Source organism: Streptomyces sp. NPDC008121 (assembly GCF_042957155.1).
In the GTDB taxonomy this organism is placed as follows: Bacteria; Actinomycetota; Actinomycetes; order Streptomycetales; family Streptomycetaceae; genus Streptomyces.
Genome location: NZ_JBIBHT010000001.1, coordinates 1,100,771 through 1,125,889 on the forward strand (window position 1 = coordinate 1,100,771; position 25,119 = coordinate 1,125,889).

The window sequence follows — 25,119 nt, forward strand, 5'->3', positions numbered from 1 at the left end:
ACGCTCGCCGTACGCGCCGGTCGCCGTGTGCGCCGGTACGGCGTCGCGCCCCTTCCCGCCCTCCCCCAGGGGCGGGAAGGGGCGCGTCCGTGCTCCGGATACGCTCACCGACGGCATGACCAGGTGCGCGGCCGGACGCGTGGACGGACGAGGGAGACGGGCGGGGTGGGGGACGTGGTGACGGACGGGGAGCGGTACGGCGATCCGGCGGTGCGGGACGCCGTCGTGCGGCGGATCGGCGCCGAGTGGGGGCTCGAACCGCCCGCCTCCTTCCTCCGCTTCCTGGACTTCCTCGCCGCTCTCGGGCCGGTGGAGCGCCGGGCGCTGCGCGACCTGGGCGTCGCGCCCTGCGGCGTGACGGACCTCTTCGCCGACCCCGACGCCCTGCCCCGCGACGGGCTCGACATCCGGATGCACGGCCGCTACTACCGCGATCCGCCGGAGTTCCTGACCTTCCTGCACGGCGGTTCCGACGGGCTGCACTTCGGCCTCTGGTCCGACGACGGGCGCACGTGCGCGGGCGTGGCCTCGTACTGGACCAACGACGGCGACGACGTCGAGCGCCGTCACCGCACCCCGCTGGAGGCGCTGCGGGGCCGCGTCGAGGCGGCGCAGCGCGATCTCGCCGCGTACGCGGCCGACGGCGAGGAGGCGGAGACGGCCCGGCTCGCCGACCTCGGCGCGCTGCGCGGTCTGCTCCTCGGCTTCGAGACGGCGGAGCGCACGGAGACGGGCCTCGCCTACGCGCAGACGTACGAGTACGGCCACGGGGCGGTCGACGCCGACCGGGTCACCACCCTGGACGGGGCGGGCGCCCTGGTGACCGGGGCGACCGCGCTGGACCGACCGCCGCACGGCGCCGCCGACGCGTACCGTTTCGGCACCTTCGTGGAGGAGCTGTTCGACGACCCGGCCGCGCTCCGGAAGGCCCGCGAGGAGGCCCTGCGATGGGCCGCCGCCGGCGATCCGGCCGAGGCGCTGGCGCTCGGCCGGGATTTGCACTGGGCGTCGTACGGCGAGCCCGAGCGGGAGGCGTACGCGGCCGAGTTGCTGGCCCTCGCCTACCGCGCCCTGGACCGTCCCGCGCTCGCGGGGATCGCCGAGGCGCACCACCGCCACCGCTCGCTGCCGAGCGTCGACGTCCTGCGGCGCGGCTGACGACCGCCGCCGGGCAACGGACCGCGGCAGGGGGCTGCCGCCGCCGGGCGCCGACCGCGACGGCGACAGGGGCCTCGTGAGCCGGTGACGGCAGGTGAGAGCGCTTTCACGTCCCGCCCCCGGATGTCGGCCACCCGTTAACCTCTTCCCTGTCAGCACCGTCGTCCCCCGTCCACCGCCGGCCGCTCCCGTCCGCCGCCGGCCCCCGTGGTCCCGTCCGTGAGGAGCCAGCCTTGAGCGAGCCGACGTCCGGGGCGCGCCCCACCCTGGAAGCCGTCGCCGCGCGCGCCGGAGTCTCCCGGGCGACGGTGTCGCGGGTCGTCAACGGCGGGGCGGGTGTCCGCGAGATCCTCGTGGAGAAGGTGCGCAAGGCCGTGGAGGAGCTGGGCTACATCCCCAACCACGCGGCCAGGACCCTGGTGACCCGGCGCAACGGCGCCGTCGCCGTGATCATCGCCGAGCCGGAGTTCCGGATCTTCTCCGACCCCTTCTTCGAGCAGCAGGTACGGGGCATCAGCCGCGAGCTGACCGCGCACGACGCCCAACTGGTGCTCCTCTGGGTGGAGGGGCCCGGCGACCACGAGCGGATCGCCCGCTACCTCGGCGGCGGCCACGTCGACGGCGCGCTCGCCTTCTCGCTGCACAACGACGACGAACTGCCCTCGATCGTCCGGCGCGTGCAGGTCCCGACGGTCTTCGGTGGACGGCCGGGCTGGACGGGACCCGCGGACGAGCCCGCGGTCCCCTACGTCGACTGCGACAACCGCGGCGGCGCACGGGCCGCCGTCCGCCATCTCCGCCGTACGCTCGGCCGCCGGACCATCGCCCACATCACGGGCCCGGGCGACCAGACCTCCGCGCTCGACCGGCTCGACGGCTACCGCGACGAGCTGCCCGACGCCGACCCCGCGCTGGTGGAGGAGGGGGCGTTCACCGAGGAGAGCGGGGCCCGGGCGATGGCCGCGCTCCTGCGGCGGCGGCCCGACCTGGACGCCGTCTTCGCGGCGAACGACCTCATGGCGTCCGGGGCGCTGCGGGTCCTGCGCGAGCAGGGCCGCAGGGTGCCGGAGGACGTCGCCCTCGTCGGCTTCGACGACATGCGGCAGGTCGCGGAGGCGACCGACCCGCCGCTGTCGACGGTCCATCAGGACATCGAGGGCATGGGTCGGTTGATGGTACGGCTGCTGATGCGCACCCTGGACGGCGAGGGCGCCGAGTCCGTGATCACCCCGACGGAACTGGTCCTGCGCGCCTCCGCCTGAGCCCCCGGGACGCGGCCGCCCGAACCCCCCGCGCGTCGTCGACCGACCGCGTACGCCCCTCTGCCCACCCTCTCCGCGCCGTCGCCTGATCCTCCGCGCACCTCCGCACCGGCCCCCTTCGGGGTCCGTCTCCGGGAACTGTTTCGCGTTCGGCTCTTGACGGGAGCATCGCCGGGGAGGCACGCTCCAGACGCATTCTTGAGAGCGCTCTCAAAACCCGGCCCACGGCTTCTGCCGAGCGTTCTCGACGGACTTTCGAAGCCAAGGGAGGCTTCCATGCCCACTGCCCGAGCCGCCAGGAGAACCGCCGTCCGACTCGGCGCGGTCGCCCTCGCCGGGGCCCTCCTCGCCGCCTGTGGATCCGGGGGATCCGACGGCGCCTCCGACAGCGCGGGCGGGAAGGTCACGATCACCGTCGACCTCTTCGGCTCGTTCGGCTACAAGGAGGCCGGGCTGTACGCCGCGTACGAGAAGCTCCACCCGAACGTCACAATCAAGCAGACCGACACGGAGGACGAGCAGGACTACTGGAAGTCGCTGCAGACCCGGCTGGCCGGCGGGGGCGGGCTCGCCGACGTCCAGGGCATCGAGGTCGGCCGGATCGCCTCCGTCACCCAGCAGCAGGCGGACAAGTTCGAGGACCTGACCCGGTACGGCGCCGCCAAGCTCGAGGGCGAGTTCGCTCCCGCCACCTGGGCCGGCGCGACGACGAAGGACGGCAAGGTCCTCGGTCTCGGCACGGACGTCGGCCCCGAGGCGATGTGCTACCGCACCGACCTCTTCCGGCAGGCCGGGCTGCCGACCGACCGCACCGAGCTGGCGCGCAAGTGGTCCACCTGGGAGGGGTACCTGGAGCTCGGCAGGCAGTACCAGGCCAAGGCCCCGGGCAAGAGCGCGTGGCTGGACAGCGTCGGCAGCCTCTACACCGTCATGGTCGGTCAGGAGAAGGAGCGTTACTACGACGCCTCGGGCAAGCTGATCTACGCCGACAACCCGGCCGTCAAGCACGCCTGGGAGACGTCGACGCAGGCGGCGAAGGCCGGCCTGAGCGCCAAGCTCGACCAGTGGTCGCCGCAGTGGAACCAGGCGTTCTCCGCCGGCTCCTTCGCCACGCTCCCGTGCCCCGCCTGGATGCTCGGCTACATCAAGGGCCAGGCCGGTGACGCCGGCAAGGGCAAGTGGGACATCGCCAAGCTGCCCGGCGGCGCCGGGAACTGGGGCGGCTCCTACCTCTCCGTGCCGCGCGCGGCGAAGCACAAGAAGGAGGCTTACGAGCTGATCCAGTGGCTGACCGCTCCGGCCCAGCAGGCGGCGCTCTTCAGGAAGCAGGGCAACTTCCCCTCCTCGACCGGCGCGATCGCGCAGGTCGCGTCGGCGACGGACCCGTACTTCTCCGGCGCCCCGATCGGCACGATCTTCGGCGACGCGGCGAAGGCGGCTCCCGTCCAGGTCCTCGGGGTCCACGACAAGAACGTCGCCGACCAGATCACCAACGCGCTGAGCGAGGTGGAGCGCAAGGGCACGTCCCCGGAGAAGGCGTGGTCGAACGCGCGCAAGGGCGTGGAGAACGCCACCGGCTGAGCCGGACCCCCGGCAACGCCACCGGCTGAGCCGGGCCCCGGGTGGGGCCGGGGCGAGGGGGCCGTCCCCGCCTCTGCCCCCGCCCGGCTCCGCCCCCTCCCCGTCTCCCCCATCCCCCTGCCTCGCTCGCCTCCCCCGACCGACCGAAGGGCCGCACCGTGACCCTCACCGCCTCCGGGCCGACGACGGCCCCCGTCCCGCCGCCGTCGGCCCGGTCCACCGGCGGCACCCGCCGCAGCCGGTGGGCCACCCTCGTCCCGTACGCCTATCTCGCCCCGTTCTTCACCCTGTTCGCCGCCTTCGGGCTCTTCCCGCTGCTCTACACCGCCTTCGTCTCCCTCTACCGGGTCGAGCTGCAGACCCCCGGGGACATGGAGTGGCGCGGCTTCGGCAACTACACCGCGCTGCTCACCGACGAGTTCTTCTGGACCGCGCTGCGCAACACGTTCACCATCGGGGTCCTGTCCACCGTGCCGCAGCTGGCGATGGCGCTCGGCCTGGCGCACCTGCTCAACTACAAGCTGCGCGGCCGGACCTTCTTCCGTACCGCCATGCTCCTGCCGTACGCGACCTCCGTCGCCGCCGCCACCCTCGTCTTCGCCCAGCTCTTCGGCCGGGACTTCGGGCTGGTCAACTACGTCCTGTCGCTGGTGGGGTTCGGCCCGGTCGACTGGCAGAACGGCACGCTCGCTTCGCAGATCGCCGTGTCGTCGATCGTCGTCTGGCGCTGGACCGGCTACAACGCGCTGATCTACCTCGCGGGCATGCAGTCGATCCCGTCGGAGCTGTACGAGGCGGCGGAGATGGACGGGGCGTCCCGCTGGCGGCAGTTCGTCCATGTCACCCTGCCCGGTCTGCGGCCCACGATCGTCTTCACCACCGTCGTCTCCACCATCGGCGCCACCCAGCTCTTCGGCGAGCCGCTGCTCTTCGAGGGATCGATCTCGGGCGGCATCTCGCACCAATACCAGACCCTCGGGCTCTATCTGTACGAACAGGGCTGGGGCTTCTTCCATCTGGGCCGCGCGGCCGCGATCGCCTGGCTGATGTTCCTCCTCATCCTGCTCCTGGTCGGGGTCAACGCCCTGATCGCCCGCGGCCGTTCACGTCGAGAGGAGGGCCGGGCATGACCGCGCGCACCGCCCGCACGGGGCACGGCGGCAGGATCACCTACGCGATCCTGATCCTCGCCGTGCTCGTCTCCGCGTTCCCGTTCTACTGGACCATCGTGGCCGCCAGCCGCTCCAACGCCGATCTGGCGCAGGTCCCGCCGACCCTGCTGCCGGGGTCGAACCTCTTCCACAACTTCGGGGCGGTGATGGAGGAGGCCGACATCGGCACGGCGCTCCTCAACTCCCTCGTCGTCTCCGGGTCGATCACCGTCGGCACCGTGCTCTGCTGCACGCTCGCCGGGTTCGCCTTCGCCAAGCTGCGCTTCCGCGGCCGGGGCGCGCTGCTGGCGCTCACCGTCGGCACGATGATGATCCCGCCGCAGCTCGGCGTGATCCCGCTCTTCATGGTCATCGCCGAACTGGGCTGGGTGAACCAGCTCCAGTCGGTGATCCTGCCCGGACTCGTCTCCGCCTTCGGGGTCTTCTTCATGCGCCAGTACCTGGTGCAGTCCCTGCCGGACGAGCTGATCGAGGCGGCCCGGGTCGACGGCGCCTCCTCCGCCCGGATCTTCTGGTCGATCGTGGTGCCGATCGCCCGGCCGGGGATGGCCGTCCTCGGGCTGCTCACCTTCATGGCCGCCTGGAACGACTTCTTCTGGCCGATCGTCGCCCTCTCCTCGCAGAACCCGACCGTGCAGGTCGCGCTGCGTCAGTTGGGCGGCGGGTACGTGCACGACCAGTCGGTGATCATGGCGGGGACGCTGCTGGGCACGCTGCCCGTGCTGCTCGTCTTCGGCCTGCTGGGCCGGCAGATCGTCGGCGGCATCATGCAGGGCGCGGTCAAGGGCTGACCGGCCGGCCGCCACCGGCCGCGGTCGGCGCCCCGCCTCCCCTCCTTCTCGCCGCTTCTCACTCCTTTCGCCTCTTCCTCGTCACGGGAGTTCCTCACCCATGAACGCTCTCTTCCCTGCCGGCTTCCGCTGGGGCTCGGCCACCGCCGCCTACCAGATCGAGGGTGCGGCGGCCGAGGACGGCCGTACGCCGTCGATCTGGGACACCTTCAGCCGGATTCCGGGCAAGGTGCGCAACGGCGACACCGGTGACATCGCCGCCGACCACTACCACCGGGTGCGCGAGGACGTCGCCCTGATGAAGGAGGTGGGGCTCACCGACTACCGCTTCTCCCTCTCCTGGCCCCGGGTCCAGCCGACCGGCCGCGGGCCGGCCGCGCAGAAGGGCCTGGACTTCTACCGCGCGCTGGCCGACGAGCTGCTCGACGCGGGGATCCGGCCCGTGGCCACGCTGTACCACTGGGACCTGCCCCAGGAGCTGGAGGACGCCGGGGGCTGGCCGGAGCGCGCGACAGCCGAGCGGTTCGCGGAGTACGCCTCCCTCGCCGCCGAGGCGCTCGGCGACCGGGTATCCACCTGGACGACCCTCAACGAGCCCTGGTGCGCGGCCTTCCTGGGGTACGGCTCCGGGGTCCACGCCCCCGGTCGTACCGACGAGGCGGACGCCCTGCGCGCCGCCCACCACCTCAACCTCGCGCACGGCCTGGCCGCGCGGGTGCTGCGCGGGGCGCTTCCCGCCTCGTCCGAGGTGTCGCTGACGCTCAATCTGCACGCCGTCAGGGCGCTCTCGGATGCACCGGAGGACCGGGACGCCGCCCGGCGGATCGACGCGGTCGGCAACCGCCTCTTCCTCGATCCGGTCTTCCACGGCCGGCTCCCGGACGATCTGGTGGCCGACACGGCACACCTCACGGACTGGTCCTTCGTCCGGGACGGCGATCTGGAGACGATCTCGACGCCGATCGACTCGCTCGGAGTCAACTACTACTCCCCGTCCGTCGTCGCGGCGGGCACGTCGGAGACGCCTTCGCCGTGGCCCGGCGCCGCCGAGCGGGTGCGGTTCCTGCCGGCGCCGGGGCCGCGGACGGCGATGGACTGGCCGGTGGACGCGGACGGGCTGTACGACCTGTTGGTGCGGCTGCGCGACGAGTTGCCGGGGGTGCCCCTGCTGATCACCGAGAACGGCGCCGCCTACGACGACTACGCCGACCCGGAGGGCGCGGTCCACGACCCCGAGCGGGTCGCCTACCTGGACGCGCACCTCGCGGCGACGCACCGGGCGATCGCCGACGGGGCGGACGTGCGCGGCTATTTCCTCTGGTCGCTGCTGGACAACTTCGAGTGGGCGTACGGCTACGGCAAGCGGTTCGGGATCGTGTACGTCGACTTCGCGAGCCAGCGCCGTACCCCGAAGGACAGCGCACGCTGGTACGCGCAGGTCATCGCGCGCGGCGGGCTGCTCCGCTGAGCCGGGCGCGGCGGCGGGCCTCGCGCGCCATGGGCAGATAGCGCAGCCGCTCGGGGAGGAGGGGGACGAGGGTGCGGACGACCAGGGCGAAGCGGCGCAGCCGCTTCTCCTGGCGGTCGCTCCAGGTCAGCCCGATGGCCTCGCGGGCGTCCGGGGGCATGAGCCCGACGGTGACGAAGTACCGGAAGCGGGCGAACCGGGGCAGGATCAGCGGCCACAGCAGTCGCAGCAGGAGCCGGAGCGGCAGCGGCCCGCGGTCGGGCGGCGGCACCGGCTGGTCCGGGTCGACGAGCTCGCGGACGACGACGGTGGCTTCCAGCTCGTCGCGGAGCACGGCGCGGTAGTACGGCCAGAACTCCTCGATCGTCCGGGGCATGTCCCGGTCGTGGATGCCGAGGATCCGGCCGACCTGGAGCCACTCCGCGTAGAGCCGGCGCTCCTGGTCCGGGGTGAGCGGGCGGTGGAGGTAGCGCAGCCCGTGCCGGTAGACGGGGAACCCGGTGGCGTGGACCCAGGCGTAATGGGCGGGGGTGAGCGCGTGGTAGCGGCGGCCGTGGGCGTCGGTGCCCTGGATGGTGCGGTGGAGCCGCCGCAGCCGGCGCCCTTCCTCGGCCGCGGCCTCGCCGCCGTACACCCACAGCATGACGGAGCGCAGGGAGCGCTCGCCGCGGCCCCAGGGGTCGGTGCGGAAGACGGAGTGCTCGTCGACTCCGGCGCCGACGGCGGGGTGGGCGACCTGCATGGTGAGGGCGGCGGGCAGCATCAGCAGCGCGCGGACGTCTCCGGCGACGCTCCACAGCACTCCGCCGACGGGCGGCGGCGCGGGCGAGGGCGCGGCGGTTTCGGCCGGGGCGGGCGAGGATTCCGCCGTCTCGGCCGGGGCGGGCGAGGGCGCGGCGGTTTCGGCCGGGGCGGGCGAGGGCGCGGGGGCGGCGGGCGAGGGTGCGGGCATCTCCGCTGGTGGCGGCCCGGCGGGGAGGGCGGTCGTCTCGCCGGGGCTCGCGGGGTCCTGCGGTGCGGTCACGCCGTTCTCTCTCCTCACCCTCTCAGCCTGCGCTTCCGGGGCGTACCAGGCAAAGGGCGGATATGGGTCGGGGCCGTGTCCCGGGCGTGGGCCCGGGGCACGGCCCCGTACACGTGGTGCGGTGCGGGTCAGGCGCGGTCGGCGCCGACCGGCTCGCCGACGATGCGACCGGCGAGGGCGTGGGCCCAGGCGTCGACGTCGGCGGTGAGCTCGCGCTCGGCGGCGGCCCGCTCGGCGGCGATGCGCTCGGCACCGGCGGAGAGGATCGCGTCCCGCTCGGCGACGCCCTCGGCGCGGGCGGCGGCGATGGCGGCCGCACCCTCCTCGGTGGCGCGGGAGCGGATGCGGGCGGCCTCGTGGCGGGCCTCGGCCAGCTCCGCCTCGTACTGCTCACGGATCCCGGCGGCCTCGGCGCGCAGGTCGTCGGCGCGCTCGGTGCCGCCGCCGATCGCGTCCTCGCGCTCGGCGAGGGTGCGGTTGATCTTCGGCAGGATGCCCTTCGCCAGGATGAGGAAGGTCAGGGCGAACAGCACGACGCCGAGGATGAGCTCCGCCGTGACGGGGTTGAGCGGACCGAGGTCCATGTTGAAGATCGTCGAATTCTGCGCGAGGGTCATGCGCGCATCTTACCTGGTCGCAAAAACGAATTTTCGTGCGAATCGGTTCGACGGCGCGAGAGTTGGCGCACTGGTGCGGCCCGCGCAAGATTCCCGGCACCCAACGGCTACCGGAAGGTAACCACGGCTGATTTGATGTGCGGCGCCGGTCCAACCCCCCACTACCTTACGGGAGTTCCAGTGCCGCTTGTCCCGCTCCAGCGTCGCGCCCTCGGCGTGGCCCTCTCCGGCGCGCTCGCCGCCGCCACGCTGGCGACGACCGCCTCCGCGGCCTCGGCCGCCGAGACCCCCCGGCTCAAGGTGCTCTCCTACAACGCGTTCCTGTTCTCCAAGACCCTCTACCCGAACTGGGGACAGGACCACCGGGCCAAGGCCATACCCGCCGCCTCCTTCTTCCAGGGCAACGACGTGGTCGTCCTCCAGGAGGCGTTCGACAACGCCTCCTCCGACGCCCTCAAGGCGAACGCGGCCGGGCAGTACCCGCACCAGACCCCCGTGATGGGGCGCTCCAAGAGCGGCTGGGACGCCACCGGCGGCGCGTACTCCGCCACCACCCCGGAGGACGGCGGGGTGACCATCCTCAGCAAGTGGCCGATCGTCCGCAAGGAGCAGTACGTCTACAAGGACGCCTGCGGCTCCGACTGGTACTCGAACAAGGGCTTCGTCTACACCGTCCTCGACGTGAACGGCACCAGGGTCCACGTCGTGGGCACCCATGCCCAGTCCACCGACCCGGGATGCTCCGCCGGGGAGGCGGCGCAGACGCGCAGCCGCCAGTTCAAGGCGATGGACGCCTTCCTCGACGCCAAGAACATCCCGGCGGGCGAGCAGGTCGTGGTGGCCGGCGACCTCAACGTCGACTCGCACACGGCGGAGTACGGCACCATGCTGGCCGACCTGGGCGTCACGGGCGCCCAGGCCCGCACGGGACACCCGTACTCCTTCGACACCGAGCTGAACTCGATCGCCTCCGAGCGCTACCCGGACGACCCCCGCGAGGACCTCGACTACGTCCTGCACCGCGCGGGCCACGCCCGGCCCGCGGGCTGGACGAACGACGTGGTGCTGGAGCGGAGCGCGCCGTGGACGGTCTCCAGCTGGGGCACCCGGTACACCTACACCAACCTCAGTGATCACTATCCGGTGACGGGGTACGCGGCGGGCTGACCCGCTCGCTCGCCGGGGTGATCACGTCGGCGGGCGCGTCGGCCCGGCGAGCACGGCCTTCCGGTCGTAGTCTCCCTCCCGGGAGGCCGCCATGACCACCGACCCATCTCCGCCCGCCGCCCCGCACCTCACCGACAAGGGGCTGCGGGGCGACTCCGTGGGGCTGCTCGCGACCATCTCGCTGGGCCTCGCCTCCGTCGCCCCGGCATACAGCATCGCCGTGACGCTCGGCCTGGTGGTCCTCGCGGTCGGCGACCTCGCGCCGGCCGCGCTGGTCCTCGGCTTCGTGCCGATCCTCCTCACCGCGTTCGCGTTCCGGGAGCTGAACCGCCGGATGCCGGACTGCGGCGCCACGTTCGTGTGGACGACCCGCGTCTTCGGTCCGGCCGCCGGCTGGCTGGCGGGCGGCTGGGCGGTCCTGATCGCCACCGTCCTGGTGATGACGACGCTGGCGCAGGTCGGCGCGACCGCGCTGTTCGCCCTCGTCGGCCTCGACGCGGCGGCCGACGACACCTTCGCCGTCACGGCGCTCGCCGTCGTCCTGCTGGCCGTGACCACGCTGGTGGCGTACCGGGGCATCCAGCTCGCCGCCCACCTGCAGTACGCGATGATCGGGCTGCAGCTCCTCGCGCTGCTCGTCTTCGGGGTGGCCGCCTTCGCCGGGGCCGGTGTGACGACCCCTTCGGCGGACTGGCTGAACCCCTTCGGGTTCGGGGGCTGGGGGCCCTTCGCCGAGTCGGTGCTGCTGAGTCTGTTCATCTACTGGGGCTGGGACGCGCTGATCACGTTCAACGAGGAGACGGTCGACAGCGGGCGCACACCCGGCCGGGCGGCGGTGGCGTCGACCCTGATCCTCCTCGTCACCTACGTCTTCACGGCCTGCGCGGCGCTCTCCTTCGCGGGGACGGGCGACACGGGGCTCGGGCTCGGCAACGAGGAGACGGCGGCCGACGCCCTCACCGGGCTCGCTCCGGCGGTCCTCGGCGACGCCCTGGGGAAGGTCGTCACGCTCGCCATCGCCGTCTCGGCCGTGGGGGCGCTGCTGACCGGGGTCGGCGCCATGCCCCGGATCACGCTGTCGATGGCCGCGCACGGCGCCCTGCCGGCGGCCTTCGGCCGCACCCATCCGCGCTTCCTCACACCCGCGTACGGGACGGTGTACATCGGCTGCGCGACCGCCGCCGTCCTCGTCCTGCTCACGCTCGTCTCCCCCGACTTCCTGGGGGACGCGGTGCTGTCGATCGGCCTGCTGATCGCGTTCTACTACGGCGTGACGGGCTTCGCCTGTGTGTGGTACTTCCGCGCGGAGCTGCGGCGCTCCGCGCGGAACCTGCTGGTCATGGGGGTCATGCCGCTGGCGGGCGGCCTGATGATGCTGGCGGCCTTCGCGCGGGGCGCGTACGACATGACGGACCCCGACTACGGCTCCACCTCGGCCGGCGGCGTCGGCGGCGTCTTCCTGCTGGGGATCGGTTCGATCGTGCTGGGCGCGGTGGTGATGCTGCTGGTCCGCGTGCGGCACCGGCGCTTCTTCCGCGAGGGCCGCACCACCGTGGTCGGACCGCCGGTCACGGAGGACTGACCTCCCCGCCCGGTCCGCCGGGGGACGTGGCCGTCAGGAGCCGGCGGCGCCGAACACGCTGTAGGCCCACAGGCCCACGACACCCACCACGCAGATCAGCACCAGCCAGGAACCCACGCCGGTGTGGCGCCTCGGACGCTCCCGGCGCTCACGGCCGGGCTTCGGGGGGCGCGCCGCACGCCCGCGGCCGGCGGCGGCCGGCCGGTCATCGGCGGCCGCGACGTCGGCGAGCAGCCGCCGGCAGACCGCGGCCAGCTCGCTCGTCCCGAGCGAGAGGTCGACGACGATCTCGGACCGCGCGGGCGCTGTGGTCCCCCCGTCGAGAAGCCGCCCGGCGCGCACCCGCGCCTGGTCCTTCCCCCCGGTCGGCGCCAGGCTGATCCACCGCCCGACGTGCTCCCCCCGGATGACGACCCCACCGCCCCGTTCCCGGTACACGGTGTGCTCCCGCCACAGGACGCCGGCCAATTCGGTGGCCGTGTCTCTGAGTTCGGCGTACATGCCCCTCCCCTGCCCTCACACCTCTGTTCGAACAAGCACGTGACTCTAGCGTCATGTACACGCCCCACCCCACGGCGGGGGCGACCGTGACCCGCGGACCCCTATGGCACGAGCCCTTCCCTCACGACCGCCGGGAGCGACGGGTTGGCGGCCGCCGCTTCGGCCACCCGCTCGTCCGGGTCGGTGAGCAGCTCCACGAGCGTCCGGGGCGGTAGGGACGGATGGCCTGCCGCGAGCGGTCGGGCCTTGGCGTCTTCGAGGCAGGCAAGAAGCGCCGACGCGGGGGCGTGGCGGTGTCCGGCGATCGCGTGGAGGGCTCTGCGGGGCGTCGGTCGGTGCCGGGCCAGGTCCTCGAGGAGCGCCGGGGGCGCGTCCGGGTTGGACGCGACCGCGGCGGCGACCCGGCCTCCGTGCCGGTCGGCCATGGCGCGCAGCCGCGCCTCGGAGAGGCCGGGGTGCGGGGCGAGGGAGGCGACCACCTTCGCGTCGGGGTCGGTGGTGAGCGCGTCGCGGACGGCAGCCGGGAGGTCGCGCCGTCGGGCGACGAGCATCCGGACGGCCGGGTCCGGTGACGCGGCGAGCCGCTCCACCTCCGCGGGCGAAGCGGCCGCGATCCGGGGCGGCAGGCCGGCGCCGATCCTGGTGCCGCCGGCGAGGGAGGCGAGGGTGTCGAGGGGCACCCGGGGGTGGTGGGCGACGGCTCGGCGCACCTCGTCGGCGCGGTCCGTGGCGAGGACGCGCATGACGGCGGGGGCGAGCGCCGGGTTTCCGGCGAGGTCGGCCCGCACCAGGGGCGAGGCGTCCTCGGCGAGCCGTGCGTCACCTCGGCGGGCAGGTCCGAGCGGGCGGCGAGCGCCGACCGGCGCAGCGGGGACGGGTCGTCGGTGAAGGCGACGACGGCCTCGGCGGGTGTGGCGGGGTTGCGCAGCGCCGCCTCCCGTACGGCGTGGAGGGCGGACCGGTGGGAGCCGTCGCAGGAGGCGTCCGGCGGCAGATCGCAGTCCGGCCGGGGGCAGTGCGGGTCGTGGACGAACGGCGTCTCCTCCCGGTCGCAGACCCGGCACCGCTCGGCGGGCGGGAGGCCGTCGCCGGTGAGCAGCGCCGCCAGCACCGCCGGCGGCGTCGCCTCGTTGACCGCCACCGCGCGGCGCACCTCCGCGTACGGATGCGCGGCCAGTCCGGCGGCGGTCTCCGGCGTGGTCCACAGCGCGAGCTCCTCGACGACCCGTGCGTCCGCGTCCGCGGCGAGCGTCTCCACCACATCGGCCGGGAGACCGGGGCAGGCGGCCAGCCGTTCGCGGCGCTCGACCGCCGGGTCGCTGGCGAACAGGCGGGCCCACTCCGGAGACCCGGCCCCTTGGCCGAGCAGGGCGAGAGCGGCCAGTGGCAGCCGCGCCGGATCGATGTCGGCGGCGGTCACCTTGCCCTGTGCGAGGTACCAGGCGCTCTCCTCGTGGCGCGAGACCAACGCGACCGCCTGCGCGCGGGTGAGGTCCGGGCGGGCCGCCAGGTCCGCCGCGAGGTCGTCGTCAGCGACCGCGATCAATCGGTCGACCAGATCGGGCGGGAGCGCCGGGTTGGCGGCCAGGCCGGACAGGAGAGGGTTCACGGAACGGCATCCTGCCCCGGCGAGGGGCGGGGGCGCTTCCGGGTTTTGTCGGGGGTCGTGGCCTGCGCCGTGGTGGGGCGGTTCGGGGTGGTGTCGGGGCAGGTCAGCGGCGGGGGTTGGATCTTTCGCCGAGGGGGCGCGGTGGGCATGGTCGGGACAGCGCATTGCCCGCGGGGGCGGCGCGGGATTGGATCACAAGCCACGCGCCGTCGTCGGCGCGGGTCTCTGCCACCGGGACAGAAAGCGAAGCGTCTCCATGCTCGACGGCTGCACACCCTGGCCCGAGGAGTTCGTCGACCGCTACTGGTCGGCCGGGCTCTGGCGGGGCAACACGCTGGACAACCTGCTGCGCGGCTGGGCCCTCGCGTACGGGCCCCGGACCGCGCTCGTCCAGGGCGACATCCGTCTCACCTACGCGGCTTTGAACCGGCGGGTGGACCGCAGGGCCGCCGGGTTCCGGCTGCGGGGCATCCGGCCCGGGCAGCGGGTCCTCGTCCAGCTGCCGAGCGTCCCCGAGTTCGTCGTCACGGTCTTCGCGCTGATGCGCGCGGGCGCGGTCCCCGTCCTCTGCCCGCTCGCGTACCGCACGCCCGAGGTGGCCGGCCTCGTGCGGCTCACCCAGGCCGTCGGCCACGTCGGCCCCGCGGCGTACCCGGGCTTCGACCACACCGCGATGACGGCGGACATCGCGGCCCGATGGCCGTTCCTGCGGCGGGTGTTCACCTACGAGGCTCCCGGCACCGCGTCCCCGTACGGCGGCCTGACGACCGATCCGTCGGGCTGTCAGTACGCCCCGCTCGACTCCATCGACGCCGCCCCCGAGCCCGCCCTCCCGCAGAGCGCCGACCAGGTGGCGTTCTTCCTGCTCTCCGCCGACACACCCGCGTCACCCCGGCTCGTTCCGCGCACCCACAACGACTACGCCTACCAGGCGCGGGCCGCCGCCGAGCGGGTGGCGCTCACCGAGGACGACGTGTACCTGTCCGCGCTGCCCGCCGAGTCGCCGCTCGGCCTCGGCTGCCCCGGCATCGTCGGCACCCTCTCCGTCGGCGGCACCGTCGTCCTGGTCGAGGACCCCGACCCCGCCGCCTGCCTGACGGCCGTCGAGCGGGAACGGGTCACCGTCGCGTCGATGGGCCCCGACGTCGCCCGGCCGTGGCTCGACGCGCTCCCCACGGCTCGGCCCGACGTGAGCACCCTGCGCCTCGTGCAGCTCGGGGGCGCGCCCCCGCACCGGGCGGACGCCGAACGGATCGGCGGCGCCGCACCGGGCTGCCGGATCCAGCACGTCCTCGCGAAGGCCGAGGGACCGTGCCTCCTGGGCCGGCCGGTGGGACCGGACGAGGACGCCGCCCCGGGGGCCCGCCCGCTCTCGCCCGACGACCAACTCCGCATCGTCGACGGCGCCGGCCGGGACGTGCCCGCGGGCGAGGTCGGCGAACTCCTCGCCCGCGGCCCGTACACCCCACGCGGCTACTACCGGGCGCCCGAGGAGAACGTCCGCTCCTTCACCCCCGACGGCTACCTCCGGACCGGCGACCTCGCGCGGCGCACCCCCGACGGCGCGGTGGTGGTGACCGGCCGCGTCCCCGCCTCCCGCTGACCCCGCGGACGGCCGGGACGTCCCGCACCTTTTACAACGCCGGTGAGACAGCAATACTGTTGCACCAACGGGGACGGCACGGTACGGGGACGGGAAGCGAGGCGCCTGCGATGGCCACCGAGAGCGGGGCGCGGCAGGAGGGGCAGGGGCCGACGTACACCGTCGACGAGCTGGCCGCGCGGGCGGGGGTGACCGTGCGCACGGTGCGCTTCTACGGCACCAAGGGGCTGCTGCCGCCGCCGGTGATCGGACCCCGGCGGGTCGGGCACTACGGCCCCGAGCACCTGTCGCGGCTGGCCCTGATCGAGGAGCTCCAGCGCCAGGGCATGACGCTGGCCGCCATCGAGCGGTACCTGGAGCAGCTGCCGCCCGAGCTGAGCGCCCAGGACCTGGCGATCCACCGCGCGCTGGTGGCCTCCTGGGCGCCCGAGTCGGCCGAGGAGATCACCCGGCGCGAGCTGGAGCGGCGGGCCGGGCGGGCGCTGACCGACCAGGACGTCGCGCGCCTCGCGGCGATGGGCGTCCTCGACCAGGGGTCCGACCCGGAGGTGTTCCGTCTCGACGGCACGCTGCTGCGGCTCGGTGTCGAGCTGCTGGACGTGCCGATCGCGCACGAGACGATCCTGGCCTCCCGCACCGTCCTGCTGGAGCACGCGCGGGCGGCGGCGCAGGAGCTGTCCCGGCTGTTCCAGGACGAGGTGTGGAACCCGTACCGCGAGCGCGCGTCGGACCCGGACCATCTGGCGGCGATGAAGTCGCTGTCGGCGCACATGCAGCCGATGGTGGTCCAGGCCCTCGTCACGGCTTTCCAGCGGTCGCTGCGCGAGGAGTTGCGGGCCGCGTTCGGTCAGGCGAAGCGGGACTGACCGCGGCCCGCGCGGCGGGACCGGCCCCGGCCGGCGCCACGGGACCCGTGAGCCGGCCGGGGGCGGTCCCCGCCGTCACGCGTCGGTGAAGACCTCGCCCCGCTCCGCCTTCTCCACCAGCAGCGCCGGCGGCAGGAAGCGGTCGCCGTAGCGCTCGGCCAGTTCACGCGCGCGTGCCACGAAGCCGGCGAGCCCGCCCTCGTAGCCGTTGATGTACTGCAGGACGCCACCGGTCCACGCGGGGAAGCCGATGCCCATGACGGAGCCGATGTTGGCGTCGGCGACCGAGGTGAGGACGTTCTCCTCCAGGCAGCGCACGGAGTCCAGCGCCTCGGAGAAGAGCATCCGCTCCTTCATGTCCTCGAAGGGGAGGGTCACGTCGACGCGCGTGAAGTGCTCCCGCAGCCCCGGCCACAGCCCGGCCCGCTTGCCGTCCTCGTCGTACGCGTAGAAGCCCGCGCCGCCGCTGCGGCCGGTGCGGCCGAACTCGTCGACCATCCGGTCGATCACCGCGTCCGAGGGGTGCCCGGCCCAGGTGCCGCCGGCCTCCTCGACCGCGCGCCGGGTCTCCTCGCGGATCTTGCGGGGCAGGGTGAGGGTCAGCTCGTCCATGAGGGAGAGGACCTTCGCCGGGTAGCCGGCCTGGGCCGCCGCCTGCTCGACGGAGGCCGGGTCGGCGCCCTCGCCGACCATCGCCACGCCCTCGTTGATGAACTGGCCGATGACCCGCGAGGTGAAGAAGCCGCGCGAGTCGTTGACGACGATCGGGGTCTTGTTGATCTGCCGGACGAGGTCGAAGGCGCGGGCCAGGGCCTCGTCGCCGGTGCGCTCGCCCTTGATGATCTCGACCAGCGGCATCTTGTCGACGGGCGAGAAGAAGTGCAGGCCGATGAAGTCCTCCGGGCGGGAGACGCCTTCGGCGAGCACGGTGATCGGCAGCGTCGAGGTGTTGGAGCACAGCAGCGCGTCCGGCTCGACGACGTCCTGGATCTCCTCGAAGACCTTGTGCTTGAGCGCGGTGTCCTCGAAGACGGCCTCGATCACGGCGTCGCAGCCGGCCAGGTCGGCCGCGTCCGCGGTCGGCGTGATGCGGGCGAGCAGCTCGTCCGCCTTCGCCTGGGTCGTACGGCCCCGGGAGACCGCCTTGGCGCAGAGCTTCTCGGAGTACTCCTTGCCGCGCCCGGCGGCTTCCGCGGACACGTCCTTGAGGACGACGTCGATGCCCGCGCGGGCGCAGGAGTACGCGATGCCGGCGCCCATCATGCCGGCGCCGAGGACGGCGACCCTGCGGACGGGGCGGGGCTCGACGCCCTGGGGGCGGTTGGCGCCGGAGTTGACGGCCTGGAGGTCGAAGAAGAACGCCTGGATCATGTTCCTCGCGGTCCGGCCGGTGACCAGCTCGGTGAAGTACCGGGCCTCGATGGTCTGGGCGGTCTCGAAGTCGACCTGGGAGCCCTCGACGGCGCAGGCGAGGATGTTGCGCGGGGCCGGATAGGGGGCGCCGTTCAGCTGCTTGCGCAGGTTGGCGGGGAAGGCCGGCAGGTTGGCGGCGAAGCGCGGGTTCGACGGCGTGCCGCCGGGGATCTTGTAGCCCTTGACGTCCCAGGGCTGCTGGGACTCGGGGTGCGTGTCGATGAAGGCGCGGGCCTTGGCCAGCATCTCCTCGGGGGTGGCGGCCAGCTCGTGGACGAGGCCGTTCTCCAGGGCACGCGCCGGCGAGTACTGCGTGCCCTGCAGGAGCACCTTCAGCAGGGCGTCGGCAATGCCCATCAGCCGCACGGTACGGGTGACGCCGCCGCCCGCGGGGAGGAGGCCGAGGGTGACCTCGGGCAGGCCGATCTTGGAGCCGGGCGCGTCGAGGGCGATGCGGTGGTGGGCGGAGAGGGCGATCTCGTAGCCGCCGCCGAGGGCAGCGCCGTTGATGGCGGCGACGACCGGCTTGCCGAGGGTCTCGATGCGGCGCAGGGCGCGCTTGATGGCCATGCCGGTGTCGAAGACCTGCTGGGCCTGTTCGGGCCCGACCTTCATCATGTCCTTGAGGTCGCCGCCGGCGAAGAAGGTCTTCTTGGCGGAGGTGTAGACGATGCCGCGGATGGAGTCGCGTTCGGCCTCGGCCCGGTCGGCGATCACGGCGATGGAGTCCTTGAACGCCTGGTTCATGGTGTTCGCCGACTGGTTCGGGTCGTCGAGGACGAGGGTGACGACGCCGGACTCGTCCTGCTCCCAGCGGATGGTGGTGCTCTCGTTCATTGGAGTGTCTCCGAAGGTGGGAAGGGAACGGACGGTCAGACGCGCTCGACGATCGTGGCGATGCCCATGCCGCCGCCGACGCAGAGCGTGGCCAGGCCGTAGCGCTTGTCCTGGCGCTCCAGCTCGTCGACGAGGGTGCCGAGGATCATCGCGCCGGTGGCGCCCAGCGGGTGGCCGAGCGCGATGGCGCCGCCGTTGACGTTGACCTTGTCGAGGCTGATGTCCATGTCCTTGACGAAGCGGAGGACGACGCCGGCGAAGGCCTCGTTGATCTCGACCAGGTCGATGTCGTCCATCGTCAGACCGGCCTTGGCGAGCGCCTTGCGGGTGGCGGGCGCGGGTCCGGTGAGCATGATGGTGGGCTCGGAGCCGGAGACGGCCGCGGCGACGATCCGGGCGCGCGGGGTGAGGCCGTACCGCTCGCCGACCTCCCGGGAGCCGATCGCGACGAGGGAGGCTCCGTCGACGATGCCGGAGGAGTTGCCCGCGTGGTGGACGTGGTCGATCTTCTCGACCCAGTGGTACTTCTGCAGGGCGACGGCGTCGAAGCCGCCCATGTCACCGATGGCGGCGAACGAGGGCTTGAGGGAGGCGAGCGAGTCGGCGGTGGTGCCGGGGCGCATGTGCTCGTCGTGGTCGAGGACGACGAGGCCGTTGCGGTCCTTGACCGGGACGACGGAACGGTCGAAGCGGCCGTCCTTCCAGGCGGTCGCGGCGCGCTCCTGGGAGAGGGCGGCGTACTCGTCGACGTCGCGGCGGGAGAAGCCCTCGATGGTGGCGATGAGGTCGGCGCCGATGCCCTGCGGGACGAAGTTCGTCTCGTAGTTGGTCATCGGGTCGGCGAACCAGGCGCCGCCGTCCGAGGCCATCGGGACGCGGGACATGGACTCGACGCCGCCGGCGAGGACGAGGTCCTCCCAGCCCGAACGGACCTTCATCGCCGCCATGTTGACGGCTTCCAGGCCGGAGGCACAGAAGCGGTTCTCCTGGACGCCGACGACGGTGTCGGGGAGTCCCGCGGCGATGGCGGCGATACGGGCGATGTCGGAGCCCTGGTCGCCGACCGGGCCGACGACGCCGAGGACGATGTCGTCGATCGCGGCCGGGTCGAGGCCCGGGAAGCGGCCGCGGAGCTCGTGGATCAGGCCGACGACCAGGTCGATGGGCTTGGTGCCGTGCAGGGCGCCGTTGGCCTTGCCGCGGCCGCGCGGGGTGCGGATCGCGTCGTACACGTACGCTTCGGTGCTCACGAGAAGCCTTTCAGGAGGGTGGACAGCGGAGGGGTCCCGGCCGGGGCCCCGGGCGCGGGTGGGGGTCAGCCGAGCAGGGAACGGCCGATGATCTCCTTCATGATCTCGGTCGTGCCGCCGTAGATGGTCTGGATGCGGCCGTCGGTGAACGCCCTGGCGACCGGGAATTCGGCCATGTAGCCGTACCCCCCGTGCAGTTGCAGACAGCGGTCGGCGACCCTCTTCTGCAGCTCGGTGGCCCACCACTTCGCCATCGAGGCGTGGACGGCGTCGAGTTCCCCGTTCGAGTGATCGACGATGCACCGGTCGAGGAACGTACGGGTGACGGCGCACTCGGTGGCCATCTCCGCGATCTCGAAGCGGATGTGCTGGAGCCGGGCCAGCGGCCGGCCGAACGCCTCGCGCTCCTTGACGTACCGCGTGGTGATCTCCAGGAGGTGTTCGGCGGCGGCGATGCCGGCGACGGCGATGGCCATCCGCTCCTGGGCGAGGTTGGTCATGAGGTGCACGAAGGCGCCGTTGAGCTCGCCGAGGAGGTTCTCCTTGGGGACGCGGACGTCGTGGAAGAAGAGCTCCGCCGTGTCCTGGGACTTCTGGCCGATCTTGTCGAGGTTCCGGCCGCGTTCGAAGCCCGCCATCCCGCGTTCGACCACGAGGAGCGAGAGCCCGTGGGCGCCGCCTTCGGGGGTCGTGCGCGCGACGACGATCACCAAGTCGGCGAGGATGCCGTTGGAGATGAAGGTCTTGGAGCCGTTGAGGACCCAGTGGTCGCCCCGGTCCTCGGCGGTGGTCCGGATGGCCTGGAGGTCGGATCCCGCACCCGGCTCGGTCATCGCGATGGCGGTGATCAGCTCGCCGGAGCAGAAGCCGGGCAGCCAGCGCCGCTTCTGTTCCTCGGTGGCGAGCGAGGTGAGGTACGGGCCGATGATGTCGTTGTGCAGGCCGAGGGCGAACCCGGGGGCGCCGGCGCGGGTGAACTCCTCGGCGAGGACCGCGCTGTAGCGGAAGTCGGCGTTGCCGCCGCCGCCGTACTCCTCGTCGACGGCGAGGCCGAGCAGCCCCTGGCGTCCGGCGGCGCGCCAGGCCTCGCGGGCCACGATGCCGTCCTTCTCCCACTGCTCGTAGTGGGGCAGGACCTCCTTGGCGAGGAAGGTGCGGACGGTCTCGCGGAAGGACTCGTGGTCGGCGGTGTAGAGCTGGCGCTTCATGCCTGCGGCTCCTTGGCGGTGAGGGAGGGGACGTCCCAGTCGCGGGCGACCTCGTGGGTGTCGGCGCCGGGCAGGGCGGGTCCGGTGCGGACGGCGCCGGGGGTGGCGGAGAAGCGGGGTGCGGGGGCCGGCTGGGTCAGGCCGCCGTGCTCGACGAAGGTGGAGCGGGCGGCGAGGTGCGGGTGGGCTGGGGCCTCGCGCAGCGAGAGGACCGGCGCCACACAGGCATCGGTCCCGGCGAAGACGGCGGTCCACTCGTCTCTCGTACGGGTGCGGAAGCGGTCGGCGACGGCGGTGCGCAGCTCGGGCCAGCGGCCCGGGTCCTGGCGGGCGGGGGCGGTGTCCTCGATGCCGAGGAGGCGTACGAACTCGTCGTAGAACCGCTGCTCCAGGGCGCCGACCGCCATGTGGCCGCCGTCGGCGGTCTCGTAGGTGCCGTAGAAGGGGCAGCCGCCGTCGAGGAGGTTGACGCCCCGGCGGTCCTGCCAGCCGCCGGCCGCCAGCATGCCGTGGATCATGGTGGCGAGGTGGGCGGCACCGTCGACGATGGCTGCGTCGACGACCTGGCCCTCGCCGTGGGCGCGGGCGTGCTGGAGGGCGGCGAGGACGCCGACGACGAGGTAGAGGGAGCCGCCGGCGTAGTCGCCGACGAGGTTGGCGGGCACGGTGGGCGGGCCGTCCGGGTCGGGGCCGATCATGTGGAGCGTGCCGGTGAGGGCGATGTACGCGATGTCGTGCCCGGCGGCGGCGGCGAGCGGCCCGTCCTGGCCCCAGCCGGTCATCCGGCCGTAGACCAGCCGGGGGTTGCGGGCGAGGCAGGCGTCGGGGCCGACGCCGAGGCGCTCGGCGACGCCGGGGCGGTACCCCTCGACGAGGATGTCGGCCTTCTCGACGAGGTCGAGGACGGCCGGGGGCCCGTCCGGGGCCTTGAGGTCGACGAGGACGGAGCGTTTGTTGCGGTTGGTGAGGTCGTACGCGGGGTCGATGCCGAGCCCCGGGCCGCCGGGCCGGTCGACGCGGACGACGTCGGCGCCGAGGTCGGCAAGGAGCATGGCCGCGAAGGGGCCGGGCCCGATGCCGGCCAGCTCGACCACGCGCACCCCGGAGAGCGGGCCGTTCCGGGCGTTCCGCGTCCCTGCCATCAAGCCCCCAGCTATGTGTGACACCAATGATGTAACACCGGAGATGCTAGGAACGTGTTCCACGTCGCACAAGACCCCGGGCCGAGCAAGCGCTTGGAAATTGCGTGGGGGCGGAGTTCCGCTAGGCTCCGCCGACGACACGCGCCCGGACGACGGCGCGGGCGACGGCGGAGGGGCTGGATGGAGACAGGGGCCGGCACGGAGCGGGACGCGGCGGCACGGGCCCACGACCTGGTTCTCTTCGGGGCGACCGGGTTCGTGGGCGAGCTCACCGCGGAGTATCTGGCGGAGCACGCCCCGGCCGGGTGCCGGTGGGCACTGGCCGGGCGCGGGCGCGCCAGACTGGAGGCGCTGCGGGACCGGCTGGCGGCCCGCTGGCCGCGGTGCGCGGAGCTGCCGCTGATCGTGGCCGACTCGGCCGACCCGGACGCGATGCGCGAACTCGCCGCGTCCACCCGGGTGGTGGCGACCACCGTCGGCCCCTACGTCTGGTACGGCGAGAACCTGGTGGCCGCCTGCGCGGAGGCCGGCACGGACTGTGTGGACCTCACCGGCGAGGCGGAGTTCGTCGACCTGATGTACGTCCGGCACGACGCGCGGGCCCGGGAGACCGGGGCCCGGATCGTGCACGCGTGCGGTTTCGACTCCGTACCGCACGACCTCGGCGCGTACTTCACCGTCCAACGGCTCCCCCGGGACGTACCGCTGCGGGTCGACGGCTTCGTCCGGGCGGGCGCCGTCTTCTCGGGCGGGACCTTCGCCTCGGCGCTCACGGCGATGGGGCGCGGCCGCGAGATGCTGCGCGCGGCGCACGAACGGCGGCTGCACGAACCGCGGTTGGTGGGGCGACGGGCCCGGGCGCCGCTGGCAGGACCGCGGTTCAGCCGGGAGACCGGCACCTGGGCGCTGCCGCTGCCGACCCTGGACGCGCAGGTCGTGGCCCGCTCGGCGGCGGCACTTGAGCGGTACGGTCCGGACTTCCGCTACCGCCACTACGCCTCGGTCCGGACCCTCCCCATGGCACTGGGCGGCGCGGCCGCCGTCGGCACCGGCGTGGCGGCCGCCCAACTGGCTCCCGTACGGCGGTGGCTGATGGAGCGTTACCAGCCGGGCCAGGGGCCGAGCGCGGAGCGGCGCGCCCGGAGCTGGTTCTCCGTGCGGTTCGTCGGCGAGGGCGGCGGACGGCGGGTCTTCACGGAGGTCTCGGGCGGCGACCCGGGATACGACGAGACGGCGAAGATGCTGGCCGAGTCGGCGCTCTGCCTGGCCTTCGACGACCTGCCGAAGACCTCCGGCCAGGTCACGACGGCGGTCGCGATGGGCGACGCCCTGATCGACCGGCTGCGGGCGGCGGGGATCCGCTTCCGGGTGGCGTACGAGGGCTGAGAACGCCGCCGAGGACGACCCGCCGCCGCTCACGTCGGCGGCAGGGCTCGGTGGCGTACGAGACCGGTCGGGCTCAGTGGCGTACGAGGCAGAAGGGGTGACCGGCCGGGTCGGCGTATATGCGCCACCCCCGGTCGTCACCGCCGTCGTCCAGCCGCCAGGCGCCCAGCGCGAGGACCGCGTCGTGCGCGGCCTGCAGGTCGTCGACCTCGATGTCGAGGTGGAACTGCTGCTCGGGCGCGCCCCAGACGGGCGGCCGGTGGTCGGCCACGCCCTGGAAGGCGAGGACGGGAGAGCCGGCGGCGTCGTGCAGAGTGGCCCAGCCGTCGTCGCAGGCCCACCGGGGATCGGGCCGGTCGACCTCGCCGCCGAGCAGCAGCTGGTAGAAGCGGGCCAGCTCCGGGGGGTCGGTGCAGTCCAGGACGACGCACTGGAGCCTGCCGATCACGCCGACACCCAGACGGCGACGGTGTAGACCATGGCGCAGACCCACGCCAGGGCGACGAGCCCGGCGACGGCGAGGAGCCGGGTGGGGAGCGCGGAGGAGTGCGGGGCAGGGGACGTCATGAGCCCCACTCTGCCGACCGTGATCACGACTCGCATCCGTACGCGTACTCAGATCGTCGTGGGTACGGCCCCGACGGCCGGCACGGTCAGGCCTCCGCGTCGAGCGCCGCCTTCAGGGCGCGGCGGCAGAGCGCGTCGGCCCGCCGGGTGGTCTCGGGGATGCGGAAGCGGGGGGCGAGGTGGAGCGTGTGGGCGCAGGCGGTCTCCAGGGAGACGCGGTGCCCGACGGAGACGTACACCGGTTTGACGTCCGCCTGGGTGCGCAGGGCGCGGCCGACCTCCTCGCCGTCGGCGAGGAGCGGGCTGGCGTCGCCGCGGGCGGGGCCGGGCCGGTCGTGGGTGAAGGTGAAGGGGTTCTTGGCGACGCCGATCGACGGCAGTCCCGTCAGGACCCCGAGGTGGCTGGCGAGGCCGAAGCGGCGGGGGTGGGCGACGCCGTAGCCGTCGCAGACGAGCAGACCGGGGGCGGCGGTGAGGGAGCCCAGCGCGGCGAGGACGGTCGGGATCTCCCGGAACGCCAGCAGCCCCGGGACGTAGGGGAAGGAGACCCGGCCGACGGCCGTGGCCTCCTCCACGACGTCGAGCGTCCGGGCGTCGAGGACGACGGCGGCCGCGGCGACGAGGTCGCGCTCGTCGTCGTACGCCACGTCGAGTCCCGTGACGTGCCCGGTGCCGGCCGCCGGGCCGGGCTCGTCGAGCACGAGCCGCCCGCGCAGCTCGCGCTGGACGGCCCGGGCGGTGGCCTCGTCGGCGGGCCAGCCCGCGGGAATGTCGATGATCGTCATGATGACGGCCACCCTACGGGGCCCCTGGAGCCGGTTTCGAAAGTCCCCTCTGGCCTGCGGGCGGACGACGCTCCATCCGAAACACGCCCTCGGCCCGACAGGCGAACACGTCTCCGGTGCGCTCCCGCCC

Annotated in this window: 21 protein-coding genes and 1 pseudogene; 11 read left to right on the top strand and 11 right to left on the bottom strand. The window is 73.5% G+C overall.

The features are described from left to right. Positions 1 to 165 precede the first annotated feature (165 nt). From ACFZBD_RS04655 to ACFZBD_RS04680, 6 genes are all read left to right on the top strand, one after another. Positions 166 to 1,158, top strand: coding sequence for a hypothetical protein (locus ACFZBD_RS04655; RefSeq protein ID WP_391135230.1), 993 nt, complete (start codon positions 166 to 168; stop codon positions 1,156 to 1,158). 233 nt (positions 1,159 to 1,391) lie between these two features. Further along, positions 1,392 to 2,420: a substrate-binding domain-containing protein gene (locus tag ACFZBD_RS04660; protein ID WP_391135233.1), complete on the top strand. Its 1,029-nt coding sequence runs from the start codon at positions 1,392 to 1,394 to the stop codon at positions 2,418 to 2,420. 276 nt (positions 2,421 to 2,696) lie between these two features. Further along, complete coding sequence (locus tag ACFZBD_RS04665) at positions 2,697 to 4,001, top strand: extracellular solute-binding protein (protein WP_391135236.1); 1,305 nt, start codon at positions 2,697 to 2,699, stop codon at positions 3,999 to 4,001. Positions 4,002 to 4,159: 158 nt separating this feature from the next. Then, entirely contained in the window at positions 4,160 to 5,131 is a 972-nt protein-coding gene (locus ACFZBD_RS04670; RefSeq protein ID WP_391135239.1) for an ABC transporter permease subunit, read from the top strand. Then, positions 5,128 to 5,964 carry an ABC transporter permease subunit gene (locus tag ACFZBD_RS04675; RefSeq protein WP_391135242.1) on the top strand — a complete coding sequence of 279 codons (837 nt, stop codon included), beginning with the start codon at positions 5,128 to 5,130 and terminating at the stop codon, positions 5,962 to 5,964. The genes ACFZBD_RS04670 and ACFZBD_RS04675 overlap by 4 nt, the downstream gene beginning before the upstream one ends. A gap of 100 nt (positions 5,965 to 6,064) precedes the next feature. Further along, positions 6,065 to 7,432: a GH1 family beta-glucosidase gene (locus tag ACFZBD_RS04680; RefSeq protein WP_391135244.1), complete on the top strand. Its 1,368-nt coding sequence runs from the start codon at positions 6,065 to 6,067 to the stop codon at positions 7,430 to 7,432. On the opposite strand, the gene ACFZBD_RS04685 is transcribed toward ACFZBD_RS04680, so the two are convergent. Together ACFZBD_RS04685 and ACFZBD_RS04690 are read right to left on the bottom strand one after the other, a co-directional pair. Next, positions 7,404 to 8,384, bottom strand: coding sequence for an oxygenase MpaB family protein (locus ACFZBD_RS04685; protein ID WP_391135961.1), 981 nt, complete (start codon positions 8,382 to 8,384; stop codon positions 7,404 to 7,406). The genes ACFZBD_RS04680 and ACFZBD_RS04685 overlap by 29 nt on opposite strands. A gap of 200 nt (positions 8,385 to 8,584) precedes the next feature. Then, positions 8,585 to 9,073, bottom strand: a complete 489-nt coding sequence (locus ACFZBD_RS04690) for a hypothetical protein (RefSeq protein WP_391135247.1) — start codon at positions 9,071 to 9,073, stop codon at positions 8,585 to 8,587. 135 nt (positions 9,074 to 9,208) lie between these two features. On the opposite strand from ACFZBD_RS04690, the gene sph reads away from it, so the two are divergent. Then, on the top strand, positions 9,209 to 10,240 hold the full coding sequence (gene sph / locus ACFZBD_RS04695) for a sphingomyelin phosphodiesterase (protein ID WP_391135250.1): 1,032 nt from the start codon (positions 9,209 to 9,211) through the stop codon (positions 10,238 to 10,240). Positions 10,241 to 10,331: 91 nt separating this feature from the next. Continuing rightward, positions 10,332 to 11,822: an amino acid permease gene (locus ACFZBD_RS04700; RefSeq protein ID WP_391135253.1), complete on the top strand. Its 1,491-nt coding sequence runs from the start codon at positions 10,332 to 10,334 to the stop codon at positions 11,820 to 11,822. 33 nt (positions 11,823 to 11,855) lie between these two features. Here ACFZBD_RS04700 and ACFZBD_RS04705 read toward each other — a convergent pair whose 3' ends face one another. Next, entirely contained in the window at positions 11,856 to 12,323 is a 468-nt protein-coding gene (locus tag ACFZBD_RS04705; RefSeq protein ID WP_391135255.1) for a hypothetical protein, read from the bottom strand. Positions 12,324 to 12,424: 101 nt separating this feature from the next. Continuing rightward, a pseudogene (locus tag ACFZBD_RS04710) lies at positions 12,425 to 13,932 on the bottom strand (hypothetical protein). A gap of 187 nt (positions 13,933 to 14,119) precedes the next feature. Between ACFZBD_RS04710 and ACFZBD_RS04715 the strand changes: the two are divergent. Together ACFZBD_RS04715 and ACFZBD_RS04720 are read left to right on the top strand one after the other, a co-directional pair. Beyond that, positions 14,120 to 15,535 carry an AMP-binding protein gene (locus ACFZBD_RS04715; RefSeq protein ID WP_391135259.1) on the top strand — a complete coding sequence of 472 codons (1,416 nt, stop codon included), beginning with the start codon at positions 14,120 to 14,122 and terminating at the stop codon, positions 15,533 to 15,535. Positions 15,536 to 15,645: 110 nt separating this feature from the next. Next, positions 15,646 to 16,401 carry a MerR family transcriptional regulator gene (locus ACFZBD_RS04720; protein WP_391135262.1) on the top strand — a complete coding sequence of 252 codons (756 nt, stop codon included), beginning with the start codon at positions 15,646 to 15,648 and terminating at the stop codon, positions 16,399 to 16,401. A gap of 75 nt (positions 16,402 to 16,476) precedes the next feature. Here the strand turns inward: ACFZBD_RS04720 and ACFZBD_RS04725 are convergent, their stop codons facing one another. The 4 genes from ACFZBD_RS04725 to ACFZBD_RS04740 form a co-directional block, all read right to left on the bottom strand. After that, on the bottom strand, positions 16,477 to 18,651 hold the full coding sequence (locus ACFZBD_RS04725; protein ID WP_391135265.1) for a 3-hydroxyacyl-CoA dehydrogenase NAD-binding domain-containing protein: 2,175 nt from the start codon (positions 18,649 to 18,651) through the stop codon (positions 16,477 to 16,479). 35 nt (positions 18,652 to 18,686) lie between these two features. Next, a complete protein-coding gene (locus ACFZBD_RS04730; RefSeq protein ID WP_391135268.1) occupies positions 18,687 to 19,901 on the bottom strand; it encodes an acetyl-CoA C-acetyltransferase in 1,215 nt (404 codons plus the stop codon). Positions 19,902 to 19,966: 65 nt separating this feature from the next. Further along, entirely contained in the window at positions 19,967 to 21,109 is a 1,143-nt protein-coding gene (locus ACFZBD_RS04735; protein WP_391135271.1) for an acyl-CoA dehydrogenase family protein, read from the bottom strand. Next, entirely contained in the window at positions 21,106 to 22,251 is a 1,146-nt protein-coding gene (locus ACFZBD_RS04740; RefSeq protein WP_391135274.1) for a CoA transferase, read from the bottom strand. The genes ACFZBD_RS04735 and ACFZBD_RS04740 overlap by 4 nt, the downstream gene beginning before the upstream one ends. A gap of 180 nt (positions 22,252 to 22,431) precedes the next feature. Between ACFZBD_RS04740 and ACFZBD_RS04745 the strand changes: the two genes are divergently transcribed. Next, on the top strand, positions 22,432 to 23,637 hold the full coding sequence (locus tag ACFZBD_RS04745; protein ID WP_391135277.1) for a saccharopine dehydrogenase NADP-binding domain-containing protein: 1,206 nt from the start codon (positions 22,432 to 22,434) through the stop codon (positions 23,635 to 23,637). A 73-nt stretch (positions 23,638 to 23,710) separates the two neighbouring features. On the opposite strand, the gene ACFZBD_RS04750 is transcribed toward ACFZBD_RS04745, so the two are convergent. The 3 genes from ACFZBD_RS04750 to ACFZBD_RS04760 form a co-directional block, all read right to left on the bottom strand. Next, positions 23,711 to 24,085: a VOC family protein gene (locus ACFZBD_RS04750; protein WP_391135280.1), complete on the bottom strand. Its 375-nt coding sequence runs from the start codon at positions 24,083 to 24,085 to the stop codon at positions 23,711 to 23,713. Continuing rightward, positions 24,082 to 24,204, bottom strand: coding sequence for a hypothetical protein (locus ACFZBD_RS04755; RefSeq protein WP_391135283.1), 123 nt, complete (start codon positions 24,202 to 24,204; stop codon positions 24,082 to 24,084). The genes ACFZBD_RS04750 and ACFZBD_RS04755 overlap by 4 nt, the downstream gene beginning before the upstream one ends. An 86-nt stretch (positions 24,205 to 24,290) precedes the next feature. Then, positions 24,291 to 24,989: an endonuclease V gene (locus tag ACFZBD_RS04760; RefSeq protein ID WP_391135285.1), complete on the bottom strand. Its 699-nt coding sequence runs from the start codon at positions 24,987 to 24,989 to the stop codon at positions 24,291 to 24,293. Between the last annotated feature and the right edge of the window lie 130 nt (positions 24,990 to 25,119).